At 54.3% G+C, this 17,788-nt stretch carries 16 protein-coding genes; 7 read left to right on the top strand and 9 right to left on the bottom strand.

The features are described 5' to 3' along the window. Positions 1 to 18: 18 nt before the first annotated feature. Positions 19 to 684 carry a 6-phosphogluconate phosphatase gene (gene yieH / locus ACMV5H_RS11275; RefSeq protein WP_414821859.1) on the bottom strand — a complete coding sequence of 222 codons (666 nt, stop codon included), beginning with the start codon at positions 682 to 684 and terminating at the stop codon, positions 19 to 21. A 212-nt stretch (positions 685 to 896) separates the two neighbouring features. On the opposite strand from yieH, the gene ACMV5H_RS11270 reads away from it, so the two are divergent. Beyond that, positions 897 to 2,234, top strand: coding sequence for an NCS2 family permease (locus ACMV5H_RS11270; RefSeq protein WP_059199273.1), 1,338 nt, complete (start codon positions 897 to 899; stop codon positions 2,232 to 2,234). A 54-nt stretch (positions 2,235 to 2,288) separates the two neighbouring features. Here ACMV5H_RS11270 and ACMV5H_RS11265 read toward each other — a convergent pair whose 3' ends face one another. The 8 genes from ACMV5H_RS11265 to rpmH all read right to left on the bottom strand — a co-directional run bounded on the left by ACMV5H_RS11265 (position 2,289) and on the right by rpmH (position 9,024). Further along, positions 2,289 to 3,341 (bottom strand): hypothetical protein, encoded by a 1,053-nt coding sequence (locus tag ACMV5H_RS11265; RefSeq protein ID WP_414821858.1) that lies wholly within the window; start codon positions 3,339 to 3,341, stop codon positions 2,289 to 2,291. A 93-nt stretch (positions 3,342 to 3,434) separates the two neighbouring features. Next, positions 3,435 to 4,001 carry an NADPH-dependent FMN reductase gene (locus ACMV5H_RS11260; protein ID WP_414821857.1) on the bottom strand — a complete coding sequence of 189 codons (567 nt, stop codon included), beginning with the start codon at positions 3,999 to 4,001 and terminating at the stop codon, positions 3,435 to 3,437. A 188-nt stretch (positions 4,002 to 4,189) separates the two neighbouring features. Further along, positions 4,190 to 4,909 (bottom strand): 4'-phosphopantetheinyl transferase family protein, encoded by a 720-nt coding sequence (locus tag ACMV5H_RS11255; protein WP_414821856.1) that lies wholly within the window; start codon positions 4,907 to 4,909, stop codon positions 4,190 to 4,192. A gap of 254 nt (positions 4,910 to 5,163) precedes the next feature. Next, on the bottom strand, positions 5,164 to 6,528 hold the full coding sequence (gene mnmE, locus ACMV5H_RS11250; RefSeq protein ID WP_414821855.1) for a tRNA uridine-5-carboxymethylaminomethyl(34) synthesis GTPase MnmE: 1,365 nt from the start codon (positions 6,526 to 6,528) through the stop codon (positions 5,164 to 5,166). A 113-nt stretch (positions 6,529 to 6,641) separates the two neighbouring features. Further along, positions 6,642 to 8,282 (bottom strand): membrane protein insertase YidC, encoded by a 1,641-nt coding sequence (gene yidC / locus ACMV5H_RS11245; protein ID WP_021181397.1) that lies wholly within the window; start codon positions 8,280 to 8,282, stop codon positions 6,642 to 6,644. 2 nt (positions 8,283 to 8,284) lie between these two features. Beyond that, positions 8,285 to 8,542, bottom strand: coding sequence for a membrane protein insertion efficiency factor YidD (gene yidD, locus ACMV5H_RS11240; protein ID WP_025120915.1), 258 nt, complete (start codon positions 8,540 to 8,542; stop codon positions 8,285 to 8,287). Further along, positions 8,506 to 8,865: a ribonuclease P protein component gene (gene rnpA / locus ACMV5H_RS11235; protein WP_004950547.1), complete on the bottom strand. Its 360-nt coding sequence runs from the start codon at positions 8,863 to 8,865 to the stop codon at positions 8,506 to 8,508. Before rnpA ends, yidD begins: the two co-directional genes overlap by 37 nt. Positions 8,866 to 8,883: 18 nt before the next feature. Continuing rightward, positions 8,884 to 9,024, bottom strand: coding sequence for a 50S ribosomal protein L34 (rpmH, locus tag ACMV5H_RS11230; RefSeq protein ID WP_004093983.1), 141 nt, complete (start codon positions 9,022 to 9,024; stop codon positions 8,884 to 8,886). A gap of 684 nt (positions 9,025 to 9,708) precedes the next feature. Between rpmH and dnaA the strand changes: the two genes are divergently transcribed. The 6 genes from dnaA (at position 9,709) to ACMV5H_RS11200 (ending at position 17,761) form a co-directional block, all read left to right on the top strand. Then, the gene (dnaA, locus tag ACMV5H_RS11225; protein ID WP_021181394.1) at positions 9,709 to 11,103 is read left to right on the top strand and encodes a chromosomal replication initiator protein DnaA; all 1,395 of its coding nucleotides are present in this window, start codon (positions 9,709 to 9,711) and stop codon (positions 11,101 to 11,103) included. Between the two features lie 5 nt (positions 11,104 to 11,108). Then, the gene (gene dnaN / locus ACMV5H_RS11220) at positions 11,109 to 12,209 is read left to right on the top strand and encodes a DNA polymerase III subunit beta (RefSeq protein WP_021181393.1); all 1,101 of its coding nucleotides are present in this window, start codon (positions 11,109 to 11,111) and stop codon (positions 12,207 to 12,209) included. 32 nt (positions 12,210 to 12,241) lie between these two features. Beyond that, complete coding sequence (gene recF, locus ACMV5H_RS11215; RefSeq protein ID WP_021181392.1) at positions 12,242 to 13,327, top strand: DNA replication/repair protein RecF; 1,086 nt, start codon at positions 12,242 to 12,244, stop codon at positions 13,325 to 13,327. Positions 13,328 to 13,345: 18 nt separating this feature from the next. Continuing rightward, positions 13,346 to 15,760 (top strand): DNA topoisomerase (ATP-hydrolyzing) subunit B, encoded by a 2,415-nt coding sequence (gyrB, locus tag ACMV5H_RS11210; protein ID WP_059199267.1) that lies wholly within the window; start codon positions 13,346 to 13,348, stop codon positions 15,758 to 15,760. A 125-nt stretch (positions 15,761 to 15,885) separates the two neighbouring features. Continuing rightward, entirely contained in the window at positions 15,886 to 16,701 is an 816-nt protein-coding gene (yidA, locus tag ACMV5H_RS11205; RefSeq protein WP_179248626.1) for a sugar-phosphatase, read from the top strand. Positions 16,702 to 17,020: 319 nt separating this feature from the next. After that, the gene (locus ACMV5H_RS11200) at positions 17,021 to 17,761 is read left to right on the top strand and encodes an acid phosphatase (protein ID WP_094982469.1); all 741 of its coding nucleotides are present in this window, start codon (positions 17,021 to 17,023) and stop codon (positions 17,759 to 17,761) included. Positions 17,762 to 17,788 lie beyond the last annotated feature (27 nt).

The raw sequence follows: 17,788 nt of genomic DNA, 5'->3' as shown, positions 1-17,788 counted from the left end.
GCTGAATATCAACGTGGTTTAACGGGTAAGTTGCCAACCCCGCTGTTGCCATAGCGCTGGCAGTTGAGCCAGATCGTCAAACGTCGTCACCAGCGGGTGATCGATCGGTTGATTATGAGGATCGGCGCAGAAGTAGAACACCGGGATGCCAGCCGCGATCCCCGCCTGGGCACCGGCAACGGAATCATCCACCAGAATACAGCGCTCTACGGGCATCTGCATCTGTTGGGCGGCATGAAATACGATGGCCGGATCGGGTTTCCAGCGTTGAATATCGTAGCCGCTGAACAACCGGTCATCAAAATAGGACAGCATGTCGGTTAACCCCAGCGAATGCTGCATTTTGCTCACCGGGCCGTTAGAAACGGTGCACATCGGGGCAGTCATTTGTGCCAGCAACTCCCGTGCACCGGCAATCGGCTGGAGCTCGGCATCAAACAGACGGGCCACTTCCTGGCGAAAAATCGGCTCCAGATCGCTGGCGGGTAAATTGACCCCTTGCTCGGCGTTAACCCGCTCAATGATTTCGTAGAGCTTGATCCCTTTGTACTTTTTAAATACCTCTTCCAGCGCCAGCTCGATGCCGTAGTGGGCAAACATATGCACATAGGCCTTGCTGCACAGCACTTCGCTGTCTACCAGCGTGCCATCGCAATCAAATAAAACACATTCAACCTGATTCATTGGGGTAAGCGCCCTCGGTTAAGTCATGACTGCTGTTACTTTAACCGGATCGCAGCGGGTTGTCCCTCTTTGGCAATCAATCTCAATAAATACAACTTGTTGGCCGTTTTAGCCGTAAAGATGGCGAAAAAAACCTGTGAGCGAGGTCAAAACCCGGACTTTTTGTTATAGGATAGCCAGCGACAGTCCTAATCCCTCTTCGGAATTCTATAATGAGCAAACAAGACCTCAGCCTTGATGCCAATCAGGGCTTGCTTGAGCGCGTGTTTAAACTCAAGCAGCATGGCACCACGGTACGTACGGAAACGATTGCCGGCATCACCACCTTTTTAACCATGGTGTATATCGTGTTCGTTAACCCACAGATCCTGGGCGCGGCGGGCATGGATACTCAGGCGGTGTTTGTCACCACCTGCCTGGTTGCCGCGTTGGGCAGTATCCTGATGGGCTTGCTGGCTAACCTGCCGGTGGCGCTGGCTCCGGCGATGGGCCTCAACGCGTTCTTCGCGTTTGTGGTGGTCGGCGCGATGGGTATTTCATGGCAAGTCGGTATGGGCGCTATTTTCTGGGGCGCAATCGGTTTCCTGTTGCTGACCATTTTCCGTATCCGCTATTGGATGATTGCCAATATCCCGCTGAGCCTGCGTGTGGGCATCACCAGTGGTATCGGCCTGTTTATCGCCATGATGGGGCTGAAAAACGCCGGTATCGTGGTTGCCAACCCGGATACGTTGGTAGCGGTAGGCAATCTGACCTCCCACAGCGTGCTGCTGGGAGCCTTGGGCTTCTTTATTATCGCGGTGCTGGCTTCGCGTAATATTCATGCGGCGGTATTGGTTTCTATCGTGGTAACCACGCTGATCGGCTGGGCTCTGGGCGACGTGAAGTATGGCGGCGTATTTTCCCTACCGCCGGACGTCACCTCCGTGGTCGGCCAGGTGGATATCGCCGGGGCGCTGAATATTGGCCTGGCAGGTGTGATTTTCTCCTTTATGCTGGTCAACCTGTTTGATTCCTCGGGTACGCTGATCGGAGTGACAGACAAGGCTGGTCTGACGGATGAAAACGGCAAGTTCCCGCGTATGAAGCAGGCGCTTTACGTGGACAGCATCACCTCGGTAGCCGGTGCGTTTGCGGGTACCTCTTCGGTCACTGCCTATATTGAAAGCTCCTCTGGGGTGGCCGTTGGTGGGCGCACGGGCCTGACCGCCGTGGTGGTAGGCATTCTCTTCCTGCTGGTGATTTTCCTGTCACCTCTGGCGGGAATGGTGCCAACCTATGCTGCTGCTGGCGCGCTGATTTATGTGGGGGTGCTGATGACCTCCAGCCTGGCACGGGTAAAGTGGGAAGATATGACCGAAGCGGTTCCGGCCTTTGTGACCGCCGCCATGATGCCTTTCAGCTTCTCGATCACCGAAGGGATTGCCCTGGGCTTTATCTCTTACTGCATCATGAAGCTGGGCACCGGCCGCTGGCGTGAAATCAGCCCCTGCGTGATCGTGGTGGCGCTACTGTTTGTGCTGAAAATTGCGTTCGTTGACGGGCATTAATGCCCGCTACGTGGGGCGCAGCATGCTGCGCCCCGTTGTAAGCTCCTGTTACTCTCAAGCGCCCGGTGAGGCATCCTGCTCTCTACCCATTACCCAGCGTAAAGGCCGGTTATATCGCGTCTGCCAGCCTCCTATATTATCTTCCCCTTCGGCAAAATTGGCGATCTCGACCTGATTTTTGTCTCTGAACAAGTCAGCAAAATCAAGAGCCAGCGCTCGATCGTTGAAATTCTGCCGATCGTAATAGGCAATCATGATGCGTTTGTTTTCTGCCAGTGAATGCTTCGCCGGGGGAAGGATACCCTTCGGGGCAATCAGCAGCGCTCCGGAATAAAACTGCGGGTAATTGGCCATCAGGTTAGCTGCGTGCAGTGCCCCCTGACCACGGGCGGTCAGGTAAACCTGTTGGAGATTAAGCTTCAGCTTGGGGCCCAGGCTTTCCAGGGTGCGTTGAATGGCGTTCTGGGTGCTGGTAGAGCTGTAGTTAGACCAGCGAAAACTCCCTTCCTCCAGCATCTGGGTACCGTTTATCTCAATATAGGCCACCCCGGCCTCGGCAAACAGCAACCGATCCTCCGGGATGATGGTGGCGGCTTTCCCGTAGGGGTGGAGGTATACGATGGTCGGCCAGCCTCCGCTTGGGGGCTCGCCACTCGGCACGGCATAGTGAGGTTTACCTTCAAACTTTGCGGCGTGTTGCTGATAGCGCGCTTTGGTGGTGGCCAGAATTGAACGGTAGGTGTCACTTTGCTGAATGCTGCTGAACGCGCTGTCTTCCAGCAGATTGTAGTAATACCATAATCCTCGCTTGGCGCTAAGTTGCAGATAACGTTCGGCTAACTCGGTCTGACCTTGTTCGGCCGAGGAGGCAGCGAGTTGAAAGGGGGCCCAGATATTACGACCATCTTCACGCATCAGCGTCAGATATAACGACGTGGCGCCGGCTTTTTTATCCTCATGATTGTAGGCTGAGCGAGGTAATGGTTTACTCAGCGGGCTATGGATAGGCAGTTCTAGCGGCTCTTCTCCCTCAGGATAGAGCATGGGTGCAGCAAACAATGGACTGGTGGCAAAAGCCAAAAAGATGGCCAAAATAAAAAAAGGCATGATTTTATAACTTTGTTTTTCAATCATATTAATGAGAAAACGATTAAAAACGGCGCCTTAGATAATTTTTATCTCTGGGCGCCGCCTGGCAGCTTATTTTATACGGCGGATATAGTCGCTGAATGCGGACAACTGGCCGGTCAGAAAATCCCGCGTGCCTTGGTCTACCAGTTCACCCGCCTGCTCATCTACCTTATTCTGTATCACTCCCCCCATAAACTCAGGTTTGTTGATCACCATGGCATCCAGGAACACCAGGATCTGGCGTAGGTGATATTGGCAACGTGCTCCGCCAATCGGCCCCATTGAGCTGGTCTGGATAGCCACCGGTTTGCCAGCCAGCGGTTGGTTAGGCAAACGGGACAGCCAGTCTATGGCGTTTTTCAGGCCACCTGGCACAGAGTAGTTATATTCTGGCGTTACGATGATCACGCCGTCAGCCTGACGGATTTGTTCGGCAATGGCTTCAACGGTGGCCGGGAAACCTTCTTCTTGCTGGTGGTCTGCATCGTACAGTGGGATATCGCGGATGGAGGGAAGGGCTTCGATAGTGACACCCTGAGGAGCTAACTGAGGTAAAGCGCGTGCAACTATGGCGTTATAAGAGCCTTTACGTAGGCTCCCTAGTAGCGTGACGATCTTTAGTGCTTGCTCTGACATTTTGATTCTCCCTTTTCTGATGAACAGACTCAGCTTAGAACAACCAGCAGATAATAGGGCAAATAAGGGATGTATCCTAGGCAGAGTCTAAGTCTTTATCTGTTTTTACAATTCAAAGCAGTAAATCATGCGTTAAGGAAAGTTTTGTTTTGGATATTCCCCCGAAGACAGACGTTAAATCGGTGCTTTCAACGTGTAACAGAGGCGAGGCTGGTCAATTTCAAAAAGTGCGTGGAGGGAGGTGGGTTACGCGATGAAATTTCGCCACATTTCTGTAAGCCCTGGCTATCGTCATATTGCCAGCAAATCAGCCGATCCAAGCCAGGCTGATGGGCGCAGGCCCAGCTGAGATACTCCCCTGCATCACTCATGACGTGCACGTTAGGCAGGGTGTTGCAGCGTAATTGGCCGGAAAAAGGGTGCAAATTCAGCAAACCCTGGCCACTGTTACCCAAACCAGCCAGTTTCAGCACACATTGGCGGATGCTCCACAGCTGGGTTTCGGCTTCCAAGCGGTCGTTCTGCGCCGCGATCCATGCGTTCTCCGTGGTGCTGGAGTATTGATGCAGCAGGTTGTGGCTCCGTGCGCGCATCACCTCAATATCCAACCCGACCTTGCCTTCCAGGCTCAGTAGCACGCCCACGGTATTGCCAGCATAGGCGAGGCTGAAGTCAGGTAGATGATGATCGGCAAAGCACGGGCGCCCGGTCGGTGCCGTAGCAATGGGGGGAAGTACCGGGATACCATACAAATAAAATATCATTTCGGCCAACAGGATCCGGCCTTGCAAAAAACGCCGGCGGCGCTTGACGGAGAAGCGAGCAGTTCTTTCGATCAGGTCTTCAGGGAGCCGATGAGTATCTAAACGCTCTGTAACCGCATCCCATCGGATAAAATGACAAGCCATTGTTCACTCCATGACCGAGGCTCATAAAAAACTGGAGTGTTAGAGTAAGCATTACGTTGAGATTTTTCATTAAGAATTCGCATGATCTTTTTCTTATTTATTCTTCTGCTGAATAAAAAAGCAGCGAAGTGCCAGGAGTGCGGCGGGGGGCCTCGCGAGGCAGGCTTTGGCGGAGACAAAAATAAAGCCAAGCATCAACAGTGAGTTAATGCATGGCTTTTGACGCTGAAGAGGTCGTGCATCTGAACGTTGGGTTATTTACCAATACAGAAGCTGGAGAAGATGCGCCCGAGCAGGTCATCGGAGGTAAACTCCCCGGTGATTTCGCTCAGTGCCTGCTGTGCCAACCGTAGTTCTTCGGCGAGCAGTTCCCCTGCGTAAGCGCTCACTAACTGTTCTTTACCCTGCACCAGATGCTGTGCCGCCTGCTCCAGAGCCTGCAAGTGACGGCGGCGGGCCAGGAAGCCGCCTTCCATATTGCTGGTGAAGCCCATGCTCTGTTTCAGATGGTCACGCAGTAGGTCGATTCCCTCACCGGTACGCGCCGACAGGCGAATAAGTGAGTGACCATTTACTTCGCTCAGGCCCAATGCCTCGCCGGTAATGTCGGCCTTGTTACGCACGACGGTGATCGGCAAGGTGTTGGGCAGACGTGCCATAAACTCTGGCCAAATCTCGGCGGGCTCGGTGGCGGAGGTGGTGGTGCCATCCACCATAAACAGCACGCGATCCGCCTGTTCGATCTCGTTCCAGGCACGTTCGATGCCGATACGCTCAACTTCGTCGCTGGCTTCCCGCAGCCCGGCGGTATCGATAATGTGCAGTGGCATGCCATCGATATGAATATGTTCGCGCAACACATCGCGCGTGGTGCCTGCAATGTCGGTGACGATGGCCGCTTCACGCCCTGCCAGCTCATTGAGCAGGCTGGATTTCCCGGCGTTGGGCCGCCCGGCGATCACCACCTTCATCCCTTCACGCAGCAGGCTGCCTTGACGCGCCTCGGCCCGCACGCCGTCCAGATCGGCCATTACGCCGTTTAGTTGGGCTTCAATTTTGCCATCCGAAAGGAAGTCGATTTCCTCATCCGGGAAGTCGATGGCCGCTTCTACGTAGATGCGCAGGTGAGTGAGCGCTCCCACAAGCTGATGGATACGGAGGGAAAAAGCACCTTGCAGCGAGTTCATGGCTGAACGGGCTGCCTGTTCAGAACTGGCATCGATCAGATCGGCAATGGCTTCGGCCTGGGCCAGATCCAGCTTGTCATTGAGGAAAGCGCGCTCCGAGAACTCACCTGGGCGGGCAATCCGCACGCCTGGCAGCGCCAACACGCGTTTGAGCAACAGATCGAGGATCACCGGCCCACCGTGGCCCTGCAGTTCCAGCACGTCCTCACCGGTAAAGGAATTGGGGCCGGGGAACCACAGTGCGATCCCCTGATCCAGCGTACTGCCTTCAACGTCACGGAACGGCAGATAATCGGCATAACGCGGCTTAGGCAGTTTATCGAGTACCGCCAGGGCAACGTCCTTGGCTCCGCGGCCAGAAATGCGCAGGATGCCGACACCGCCGCGTCCGGGCGGGGTAGCAAGAGCAGCGATGGTATCGGTGGTGTTCATAGCGGTTTATCTCTCTGACAATATGCAAAAAGGCGGTCTAATGACCGCCTCTACTGGCAACGTGACTGGTGTCGTAGGGGCATAAGCCCCTACGGGTGTTGCCTAACTCAATACTAGACTTTCTTCTTGTCGCGGCTGTGCAGACCACGTTTTTCCAGCCCGCGGTAAATCAGCTGCTGCTGGACGATGGTCACCAGGTTACTGACGATATAGTACAGCACCAGACCAGACGGGAACCACAGGAAGAACACTGTGAAGATCACCGGCATAAAGGTCATGATTTTCTGCTGCATCGGGTCAGTCACGGTGGTGGGTGACATCTTCTGGATGAAGTACATGGTCACACCCATCAGCACTGGCAGGATGTAGTACGGGTCTTGCGCCGACAGGTCATGGATCCACCAGATAAACGGCGCATGACGCAGCTCAACCGAGCCCATCAGCATGTAGTACAAGGCCAGGAAGATTGGCATCTGGATAACCAGTGGCAAGCAACCCCCTAACGGGTTCACCTTCTCAGCTTTGTACAGCGCCATCATTTCCTGGCTCATACGCTGCTTGTCATCACCGATACGTTCACGCATCGCCTGCAGTTTTGGCTGCAGCATGCGCATTTTGGCCATCGAGGTGTACTGCGCTTTGGTCAGCGGGTACATGATGCCGCGCACGATGAAGGTGATGATGATGATCGAGAAGCCCCAGTTGCCGATGAAACTGTGAATGAACTTCAGCAGTTTGAACAGCGGTTGGGAGATGAACCACAGCCAGCCGTAATCGACGGTCAGATCCAGATGCGGTGCCAGTTGGGCCATCTGATCTTGCAGCTCTGGGCCAACCCACAGGGTAGCATTCAGCTGTTTCTCAGCGCCTGGTTGCACAATCACTGGCTCAGCTTTAAAGCCGATGGCAGACAGGTTGGTACCTGGCTTAGAGGTATAGAACGTGTTGACGCCCTGAGTCTGCGGCACCCACGCGGTGGCGAAGTACTGTTGCAACATCGCAATCCAGCCGCCCTGGGTGGTGACGTTCAGATTCTCATCCTTGTCGAACGCATACTTCTGGTATTTGTCTTCGCTGGATGAGTAAGCCGCACCACGGAAGGTGTGCAGTGCAAAGTTGTTGCTGCCGGTGTCACGATGCTTAGGCAAGTCGGTGGTCTGCTTCAACTGGCCAAACAGGGTCAGTTCCAGCGGAGTCGCGCTTTTGTTGACGATGGAGTAGTCCACGCCAACGGCATAATGGTTACGCTTGAGCACAAAGGTCTTGGTGAAGACCGAACCGTCTTTGCCGGTAAAGGTCAGCGGAATACGCAGTTCATCCTGGCCATCAGCCAGCGTGAAGGTATCCTGCGCCGCCTCAAACAGAGGACGCTCGCCGTTTGCCGGGTTATCCGGGCCGTCTCGGCCCGTCAGGCCGCTTTGTGCCTGGTAGACGAATGACGGGGTGGATTCCAGCAGCGTAAATGGAGTCGATGAACCCAGGGTTTCCGGGTAGGCCAACAGTTTAGCCTGCTCGATATCGCCACCACGGGTATTGATGGTCAGCGACAGCACGTCAGTGTTAACGGTGATCAGTTTACCCTGGCCACTGCCTGGTACAGCTGAACTTGCGGCATCACCGGTTGCTGGGTTCGCAGTCTGTTGCGTGGTCTGGGTGGCTACTGGTTGCGGAGCGTTGTCCACTTGCCAGGCCTGCCAGATCATGAAAGACACGAACAGCAGAGCGATGAGGAGAAGATTGCGTTGCGAATCCATCGTTAGTGTTCTCTGTTATCGTCGGTTTTCGGCGGCACGGGATCATCGCCACCTGGGTTCAAAGGGTGGCATTTTAATACGCGTTTCAATGTCAACCAACTGCCTTTTAACATGCCAAACCTGCGTAATGCCTCAATTGCGTAATGAGAACATGTCGGCTGGAAGCGACAACGTGGCCCAAGCAGCGGGCTGAGCACGAGCTGATACGCCCGAACCAGCCCGATCAGGATGCGGGAGCCTGGCGACAGTGGCGACGCCATAATTTTTCCAAAGCTTCCGTCAGTGCACGATTATCCAAATCCGCTATCCCTTTTTTGGCCACCACCACAAAATCCATCGCCGGTAGCTCGTGCTGACGTAAACGGAAGCTTTCGCGGGTTAGGCGTTTGATCCGGTTGCGTTCATGCGCGCGTTTGACGTGTTTTTTGGCGACGGTAAGACCGATGCGGGGATGCCCCAGCTGGTTCAGGCGGCCGAGGATGGTGATTTGCGGCGTGCCAGCCCGTTGTGGCTGCTGGAAGACGAAAGTGAAATGAGTGGGAGTTAACAAACGTAACTCCCTAGGAAAAGCGAGCTTAACCACTCAGCGGGTTAGCTTTTATTACTTAGAAACAGTCAGACGAGTACGGCCTTTCGCACGACGGCGGGCCAGAACTTGACGACCATTCTTGGTTGCCATACGAGCACGGAAACCGTGGCTACGGTTACGCTTCAGTACGGACGGTTGGAAAGTGCGTTTCATAGCGATTTCTACCTAAACTTAAATGAAATACTGATAAGTCAAATGCGTTTGGCTACTCGGCGTGAAGATGACCGACGCCTCAATCGCAATACATAAAGAGGCGGGATTGTAATAATTGTACAGTCCTGAGTCAATTCACATCGCGCTAGCCTACCTGGTTGTCTGCCAATTCGGAGTAAAATCCGGTGTTGGCCCGTGGTCACCGCAGAATCCTGTCTTGGCTAAATGACTCACCATTAAGGAACCAGGTATCACACGTGGGCGAAGATTATACGGACTCGGGGGTAAATCACAAGGATCTCCGTACGATCCTGCGTGTTTTCTGCAAGGATCCGCGTGGATAACCAGGTATAACCTGTGAAAGGTGCTAAAACCCGGCCCCACAGGTTCAGATCTCATCGGTGTCGATCCTGCGTTGATTAAAAACTGGCCACTCTTCAAGGGCTGTGGATAAAATGGATCTAATCTGTGATGAAGGGGAGGATCTCTTGCGCAGATTGCGCTATGATCCGTCATTCCGATCGCGATCCCAAAACAGGATCGTTAAGGGCATAAACCGTGAAAGGCGGTTCGCATACCCTACAGGTTTTTCAGCCAATACCGGGCGTGTGTCAAAAATCATGAGTTATAAAAAAATAGCCTGATTCTTTTCTTTTTATTGATCTTGTTCGAGTGGAGTCCGCCGTGTCACTTTCGCTTTGGCAGCAGTGTCTTGCCCGATTGCAGGATGAGTTACCTGCCACAGAATTTAGTATGTGGATACGCCCATTGCAGGCGGAACTGAGTGACAATACCTTGGCGCTGTATGCGCCCAATCGCTTTGTGCTGGATTGGGTTCGCGATAAGTACTTAAACAATATCAATGGCCTGTTGAATGATTTCTGCGGTACGGATGCGCCGCTGTTGCGTTTCGAGGTGGGCAGCAAGCCACTGACACAAACCCTCAGCCAGCCCGTAATGGCCAGCGTCAACAGCGCTCCGGTAGCCCCGGTGGTGCGCACGGCTGCACCGTCCCGCCCAAGCTGGGACAACGCGGCACCGCCGCCTGAGCTGTCCTATCGTTCCAACGTCAACCCCAAGCACACCTTCGATAACTTCGTTGAGGGTAAGTCCAACCAGTTGGCTCGTGCTGCGGCGCGGCAGGTGGCAGACAATCCGGGGGGCGCTTATAACCCCCTGTTCCTGTATGGCGGTACCGGCCTGGGTAAAACGCACCTGTTGCATGCGGTAGGCAACGGCATCATGGCGCGTAAGGCCAATGCCAAAGTGGTCTATATGCACTCGGAACGCTTTGTGCAGGATATGGTCAAGGCGCTGCAAAATAACGCCATTGAAGAATTCAAACGCTACTACCGCTCGGTGGATGCGTTGCTGATCGATGATATTCAATTCTTTGCCAACAAAGAGCGTTCACAGGAAGAGTTCTTCCATACCTTTAACGCCCTGTTGGAAGGTAATCAACAGATCATCCTGACCTCGGATCGCTATCCAAAAGAGATCAACGGGGTGGAAGATCGTTTGAAATCCCGCTTCGGCTGGGGCCTGACGGTGGCGATCGAGCCGCCGGAGCTGGAAACCCGCGTGGCGATCCTGATGAAAAAGGCCGACGAGAACGATATCCGTCTGCCGGGCGAAGTGGCGTTCTTTATCGCCAAACGTCTGCGTTCCAACGTGCGTGAGCTCGAAGGGGCGCTGAACCGGGTGATCGCCAACGCCAACTTTACCGGCCGCGCCATCACCATCGATTTCGTGCGTGAAGCGCTGCGGGATCTGCTGGCGTTGCAGGAAAAGCTGGTCACCATCGACAATATCCAGAAGACGGTGGCCGAGTACTACAAAATCAAAATCGCGGACCTGCTGTCTAAACGGCGTTCGCGCTCGGTTGCCCGCCCGCGCCAGATGGCGATGGCATTGGCAAAAGAGCTCACCAACCACAGCCTGCCAGAAATCGGCGATGCGTTTGGTGGCCGCGACCATACTACGGTGTTGCACGCCTGCCGGAAGATCGAGCAGCTGCGTGAGGAAAGTCACGACATCAAAGAAGATTTCTCCAATTTAATCAGAACATTGTCGTCATAGCCCATATGAAATTTATCGTTGAACGTGAGCATCTGCTAAAACCGCTGCAACAGGTGAGCAGCCCACTGGGTGGCCGCCCGACGCTGCCAATTCTGGGTAACCTGCTGCTGCAGGTGACGGAAGGTTCCCTGTTGCTGACAGGGACCGATCTGGAGATGGAGATGGTGGCCCGCGTTGCCCTGTCTCAGCCCCATGAAGCGGGCGCGACGACCGTCCCCGCGCGTAAATTCTTTGATATCTGCCGTGGCCTGCCGGAAGGTGCGGAGATTACGGTGATCCTCGAAGGCGACCGTATGCTGGTGCGTTCTGGCCGCAGCCGCTTCTCACTGTCCACGCTGCCGGCGATAGACTTCCCGAATCTGGATGATTGGCAGAGCGAGGTGGAGTTCACCTTGCCGCAGGCGACGCTAAAGCGCCTGATTGAAGCCACCCAATTTTCGATGGCTCATCAGGATGTGCGCTATTACCTGAACGGTATGCTGTTTGAAACCGAAGGGGAAGAACTGCGCACCGTCGCCACCGATGGCCACCGCCTGGCGGTGTGTTCAATGCCGATTGGCCAACAGTTGCCTACCCATTCGGTGATCGTGCCGCGTAAAGGGGTGATGGAGCTGGTCCGCTTGCTTGACGGTGGCGATACGCCGCTACGGGTGCAGATTGGTAGCAACAACATCCGCGCCCACGTCGGTGACTTTATCTTCACTTCCAAGCTGGTTGATGGCCGTTTCCCTGATTATCGCCGCGTATTGCCGAAGAACCCGGACAAAACGCTGGAAGCGGGCTGTGACCTGCTCAAGCAGGCGTTTGCTCGTGCGGCCATTCTGTCGAACGAAAAGTTCCGCGGCGTGCGCCTGTACGTCAGCCAGAACCAGCTCAAGATCACCGCCAACAACCCGGAACAGGAAGAGGCGGAAGAGATCCTCGATGTCAGCTATGATGGCACCGAGATGGAAATTGGTTTCAACGTCAGCTATGTGCTGGACGTGCTGAACGCGCTCAAGTGTGAAGATGTGCGCCTGCTGCTGACCGATTCCGTCTCCAGCGTGCAGATTGAGGACGGTGCCAGCAAGTCCGCCGCCTACGTGGTTATGCCAATGCGGTTGTAATTTTATAAATACCGTTTCGGTAAAGAGATGGCATGGCATTAACGCGTTTACTGATTAAAGATTTCCGCAATATCGAAGCTGCCGATCTGGCGCCTGCACCGGGGTTTAACTTCCTGGTGGGGGCCAACGGCAGCGGCAAGACCAGCGTGCTGGAGGCGGTTTATACCCTTGGTCATGGGCGCGCGTTTCGCAGCCTGCAGGCCGGGCGAGTGATCCGCCACGATCAGCCGGAGTTTGTGTTGCATGGCCGGATCGAAGGCAGCGGGCGCGAATTATCGGTAGGACTGAGTAAAAGCCGTCAGGGTGACAGCAAAGTGCGCATCGATGGCAGCGATGGCCATAAGGTGGCAGAGCTGGCACAGCTATTGCCCATGCAGTTGATCACCCCCGAAGGTTTTACCCTGCTTAATGGCGGGCCGAAGTATCGGCGTGCCTTCCTGGACTGGGGTTGTTTTCATAATGAACCCGGTTTTTTCACCGCCTGGAGCAACCTGAAAAGGTTACTGAAGCAGCGCAATGCCGCGCTGCGCCAGGTCAATCGCTATGCGCAGATCCGCGCCTGGGATCAGGAACTGATCCCGTTGGCCGAGCGTATCAGCGAGTGGCGGGCAGCTTACAGCGATGCAATTGCCGCGGATATCACCGCGACCTGCGCGCAGTTTTTGCCCGAATTTGCCCTGAGTTTCTCTTTCCAGCGCGGCTGGGACAAAGAGAGTGACTACGGAGAGCTGCTGGAGCGCCAGTTTGAGCGCGACAGGGCGTTAACCTATACCGCGGTGGGGCCGCATAAAGCGGACTTCCGCATTCGTGCCGAAGGTACGCCGGTAGAGGATTTGTTATCGCGCGGTCAGCTTAAACTGCTGATGTGCGCATTGCGCTTGGCGCAGGGTGAGTTTCTCACCCGCCAGAGCGGGCGGCGTTGCCTGTATCTGATTGATGATTTTGCCTCCGAGCTGGACACCGGCCGTCGCCGGTTGCTGGCCGATCGCCTGAAAGCCACCCAGGCACAGGTTTTTGTCAGTGCGGTAAGCGCTGAACAAGTAACCGACATGATGGGTGAAAAGGGCAAGATGTTCCGCGTGGAACAAGGTAAAATAGAGGTTCAACCACAGGACTAAAATGAGCGAGAAACGTTGATGTCGAATTCTTATGACTCCTCAAGTATCAAGGTATTAAAAGGGCTGGATGCGGTACGTAAGCGTCCGGGCATGTATATCGGTGATACTGATGACGGCACCGGTCTGCACCACATGGTATTCGAGGTCGTGGACAACGCTATCGACGAAGCACTCGCTGGCCACTGTAGCGACATTCAGGTGACGATCCACGCCGACAACTCCGTCTCGGTGCAGGATGATGGCCGTGGTATCCCAACCGGTATCCACGAAGAGGAAGGGGTGTCTGCGGCACAGGTCATCATGACCGTACTGCACGCCGGCGGTAAGTTTGACGACAACTCCTATAAGGTTTCCGGCGGTCTGCACGGCGTGGGCGTTTCTGTTGTTAACGCCCTGTCAGAAAAGCTGGAACTGGTGATCCGCCGCGAAGGCAAGGTCCATGAGCAAACTTACAAGCATGGCGAACCACAGGCCCCGCTGAAAGTCGTCGGTGAAACCGACCAGACAGGTACTACCCTGCGCTTCTGGCCGAGCTTCCAGACCTTTACCAATAACATCGAGTTTGAGTACGACATCCTGGCCAAGCGCCTGCGTGAACTGTCGTTCCTCAACTCGGGCGTCTCTATTCGCCTGAAAGACAAGCGCAACGACAGAGAAGACCACTTCCATTACGAAGGGGGTATCCGTGCGTTTGTGGAATACCTGAACAAGAACAAGACGCCGATCCACCCAACGGTGTTCTACTTCTCAACCGTGAAAGACGATATCGGTGTGGAAGTGGCGCTGCAGTGGAACGATGGTTTCCAGGAAAACATCTACTGCTTCACCAACAACATCCCGCAGCGTGATGGGGGGACTCACCTGGCCGGCTTCCGTGCCGCGATGACCCGTACCCTGAACACCTACATGGATAAAGAAGGCTACAGCAAAAAGTCCAAAATAAGCGCCACCGGTGACGATGCGCGTGAAGGCCTGATTGCCGTGGTTTCGGTGAAAGTGCCCGATCCTAAATTCTCTTCCCAGACCAAAGACAAGCTGGTGTCTTCGGAAGTGAAAACGGCGGTCGAATCGCTGATGAACGAGAAGCTGGTGGATTACCTGATGGAAAACCCAGCGGATGCCAAGATCGTGGTCGGTAAAATCATCGATGCGGCCCGTGCTCGTGAAGCGGCGCGTAAAGCGCGTGAAATGACCCGCCGTAAAGGCGCGCTGGATTTGGCTGGCTTGCCAGGCAAATTGGCGGACTGTCAGGAACGTGACCCGGCGTTGTCCGAACTCTACCTGGTGGAAGGGGACTCCGCGGGCGGCTCAGCCAAGCAGGGCCGTAACCGTAAGAACCAGGCAATCTTGCCGCTGAAAGGGAAAATCCTCAACGTTGAGAAAGCCCGCTTCGACAAGATGCTGTCCTCACAGGAAGTTGCCACGCTGATCACCGCGCTGGGCTGCGGCATTGGCCGTGACGAATACAACCCGGACAAACTGCGTTATCACAGCATCATTATCATGACCGATGCCGACGTCGACGGCTCGCACATCCGTACGCTGCTGTTGACCTTCTTCTATCGTCAGATGCCGGAAATCATCGAGCGTGGCCATGTGTATATTGCCCAGCCGCCGTTGTACAAGGTGAAAAAAGGCAAGCAGGAGCAGTACATCAAAGACGACGAAGCGATGGATCAGTATCAGATCTCCATCGCCCTCGACGGCGCGACCCTGCACACCAACGGTTCTGCACCAGCCTTGGCGGGTGAGCCGTTAGAGAAGCTGGTGGCTGAACATTACGCCGTGCAGAAGCAGATTGGCCGGATGGAACGCCGTTACCCGCGTGCGTTACTGAACAACCTGATCTATCAGCCAACCTTGAACGAAGACGATCTGAGCGACCGTGCCAAGGTGGAAAGCTGGATCGAATCGCTGGTGAAATTGCTCAACGATAACGAGCAGCACGGTAGCAGCTACAGTTCTGTGCTGGTTGAAAACCGTGAACGCCAGATGTTCGAACCGGTGCTGCGTATCCGTACCCATGGTGTTGATACAGACTACCCGCTGGACTTTGAATTTATCCGCGGTGGTGAATACCGCAGGATCTGTGCGTTGGGCGAAAAACTGCGCGGCCTGCTGGAAGAAGATGCCTATATCGAACGTGGCGAACGTCGCCAGCCGGTAGACAGCTTCGAACAGGCGTTGGAGTGGCTGGTGAAAGAGTCGCGCCGTGGCCTGTCGGTCCAGCGCTATAAAGGGCTGGGCGAAATGAACCCGGACCAGCTGTGGGAAACCACCATGGATCCCGATCAGCGGCGTATGCTGCGCGTAGCGGTGAAAGACGCTATTGCGGCCGATCAGCTGTTCACCACCCTGATGGGCGATGCGGTTGAACCACGCCGTGCCTTTATCGAAGAAAACGCCCTGAAAGCGGCGAATATCGATATCTAACGCCTTATTTGGCTATTAACAATCCGCGCCGGTTCGCCCGCGCGGATTTTTTTATGCCGTTTTTAGCACTAACAAGGCAAGCTGAAACGCGTTAGCATGAGAAAAAACCACTGGGAGACGCTCGAATGGCTATTGAACTGATTGCAATTGATATGGACGGTACGCTGCTCAATCCGCAGCACCAGATTACGCCCGCGGTAAAGCAGGCTCTGACCGCCGCGCGCGCTAAAGGCGTGCATGTGGTACTGGCTACCGGGCGGCCATATGTCGGCGTGCAGGACTATCTGCGTCAGTTGGATATTCAGGGGGAGGGCGATTTCTGCATCACTTATAACGGTGCTCTGGTGCTGAAGGCGACGGACGGGGCCTGCGTGCTGCAAGAAACGCTCGGCTTTGACGATTACCTCTATTTTGAGCAGTTGGCGCGGGAGTTTGGCGTACATTTCCACGCCTTTGATTTCGATACCCTCTACACGCCAAATAAAGACATTGGCAAATATACCGTCCATGAATCGCAAATGACCGGTATCCCGCTGAAATACCGCAGCGTGGAAGAGATGGATCGCACCATGCGCTTCCCGAAGGTGATGATGATTGATGAGCCAGAGTTGCTGGATAGCGCGATAGCCCGCTTGCCCGCAGAGGCCTGGGATCGCTACACCATTATGAAAAGCGCCCCTTACTTCCTGGAGATCCTGCACAAGAATGTTGATAAGGGCGCGGGCGTCAGAATGCTGGCCGAGCATTTGGGCGTCAAGCAGGAAAACGTGATGGCGTTAGGCGATCAGGCTAATGATATTGCGATGATCGAGTATGCCGGGCTGGGCGTGGCGATGGGCAATGCTATTGCAGAATTAAAGGAAATTGCCCAGCACGTGACCGGCACCAATACCGAAGACGGCGTCGCACTGGCCATTGAGAAGTTTGTGCTGAACGTTTAATGTCTGCCAGCCCCCTTCCCTGGGGGCTTAAGATGCTTCCACGTAAATCAGGTATGGCTGATGGCCTGCTGGTGTTATTTCTTTACTGAAATAACTAAGTCGCTCCTAAAAGAATATTTGTAGTGAGTTCATGTTTTATTAATATAAATGTTCGCGTTAATTAATTGCATTAATTTAAATGGTATAAATAAAAATTATTTTTGCGATCTGTATTTTTTATTGTATTTTAAATGACGAAATAGCTATTTATCACATCATCTTTCATTTTAGCTTACTCACTATATTGCAAAACAACTAATAGAGTTCGTTAGGAGATAATATGAAAAAAATTATAATATCATCATTGGCTTATATTGCCTTGACGCAAATATCCTTTGCCGCCAGAGACGTGACGACGACACCGGATTTCTACTATCTTAAGGAAGCGCAGTCTATTGATAGCCTCTCCTTATTGCCCCCGCCACCGGCCGTTGACAGCATCGACTTCCTCAATGACAAAGCTCAGTATGACGCCGGTAAGTTGCTGAGGAATACGCCAAGAGGCAAGCAAGCTTATAACGATGCGCAGATTTACGGCGATGGCATACCACTGGCATTTTTCAACGCCTTCGGCATGGAAATAACACGCAAGAAAACGCCAGAGTTATATCGCCTGGTAACTAAAATGCGTGAGGATACCGGTGATTTGGCGACCCGCAGCGCCAAGGAGCATTATATGCGGACCCGGCCTTTTGCTTTTTATCATCAGGCGACCTGCCGCCCGGAAGAAGAAAGTGTGCTATCAACCAACGGTTCCTACCCTTCTGGCCATACGAGTATCGGTTGGGCTACTGCACTCGTGCTGGCGGAGATCAATCCTGCTCGCCAAGGGGAGATCCTCAAGCGGGGTTATGAGATGGGGCAAAGTCGCGTGATTTGTGGCTATCATTGGCAGAGTGACGTCACCGCCGGGCGCCTGGTTGGGGCGGCTATCGTGGCACGTTTACACGCCGAGCCAACGTTTGTTGACCAGTTACAAAAAGCCAAGGCTGAATACCTGCGATTAGCAAAAGCGCCTTAAACCTGGGTGGTGTGAAACAGCCAGGCC

Source organism: Serratia sp. N21D137 (assembly GCF_047530005.1).
GTDB classification, from domain to species: domain Bacteria; phylum Pseudomonadota; class Gammaproteobacteria; order Enterobacterales; family Enterobacteriaceae; genus Chania; species Chania fonticola_B.
This window is presented reverse-complemented; position numbering and strand designations above follow the sequence as displayed.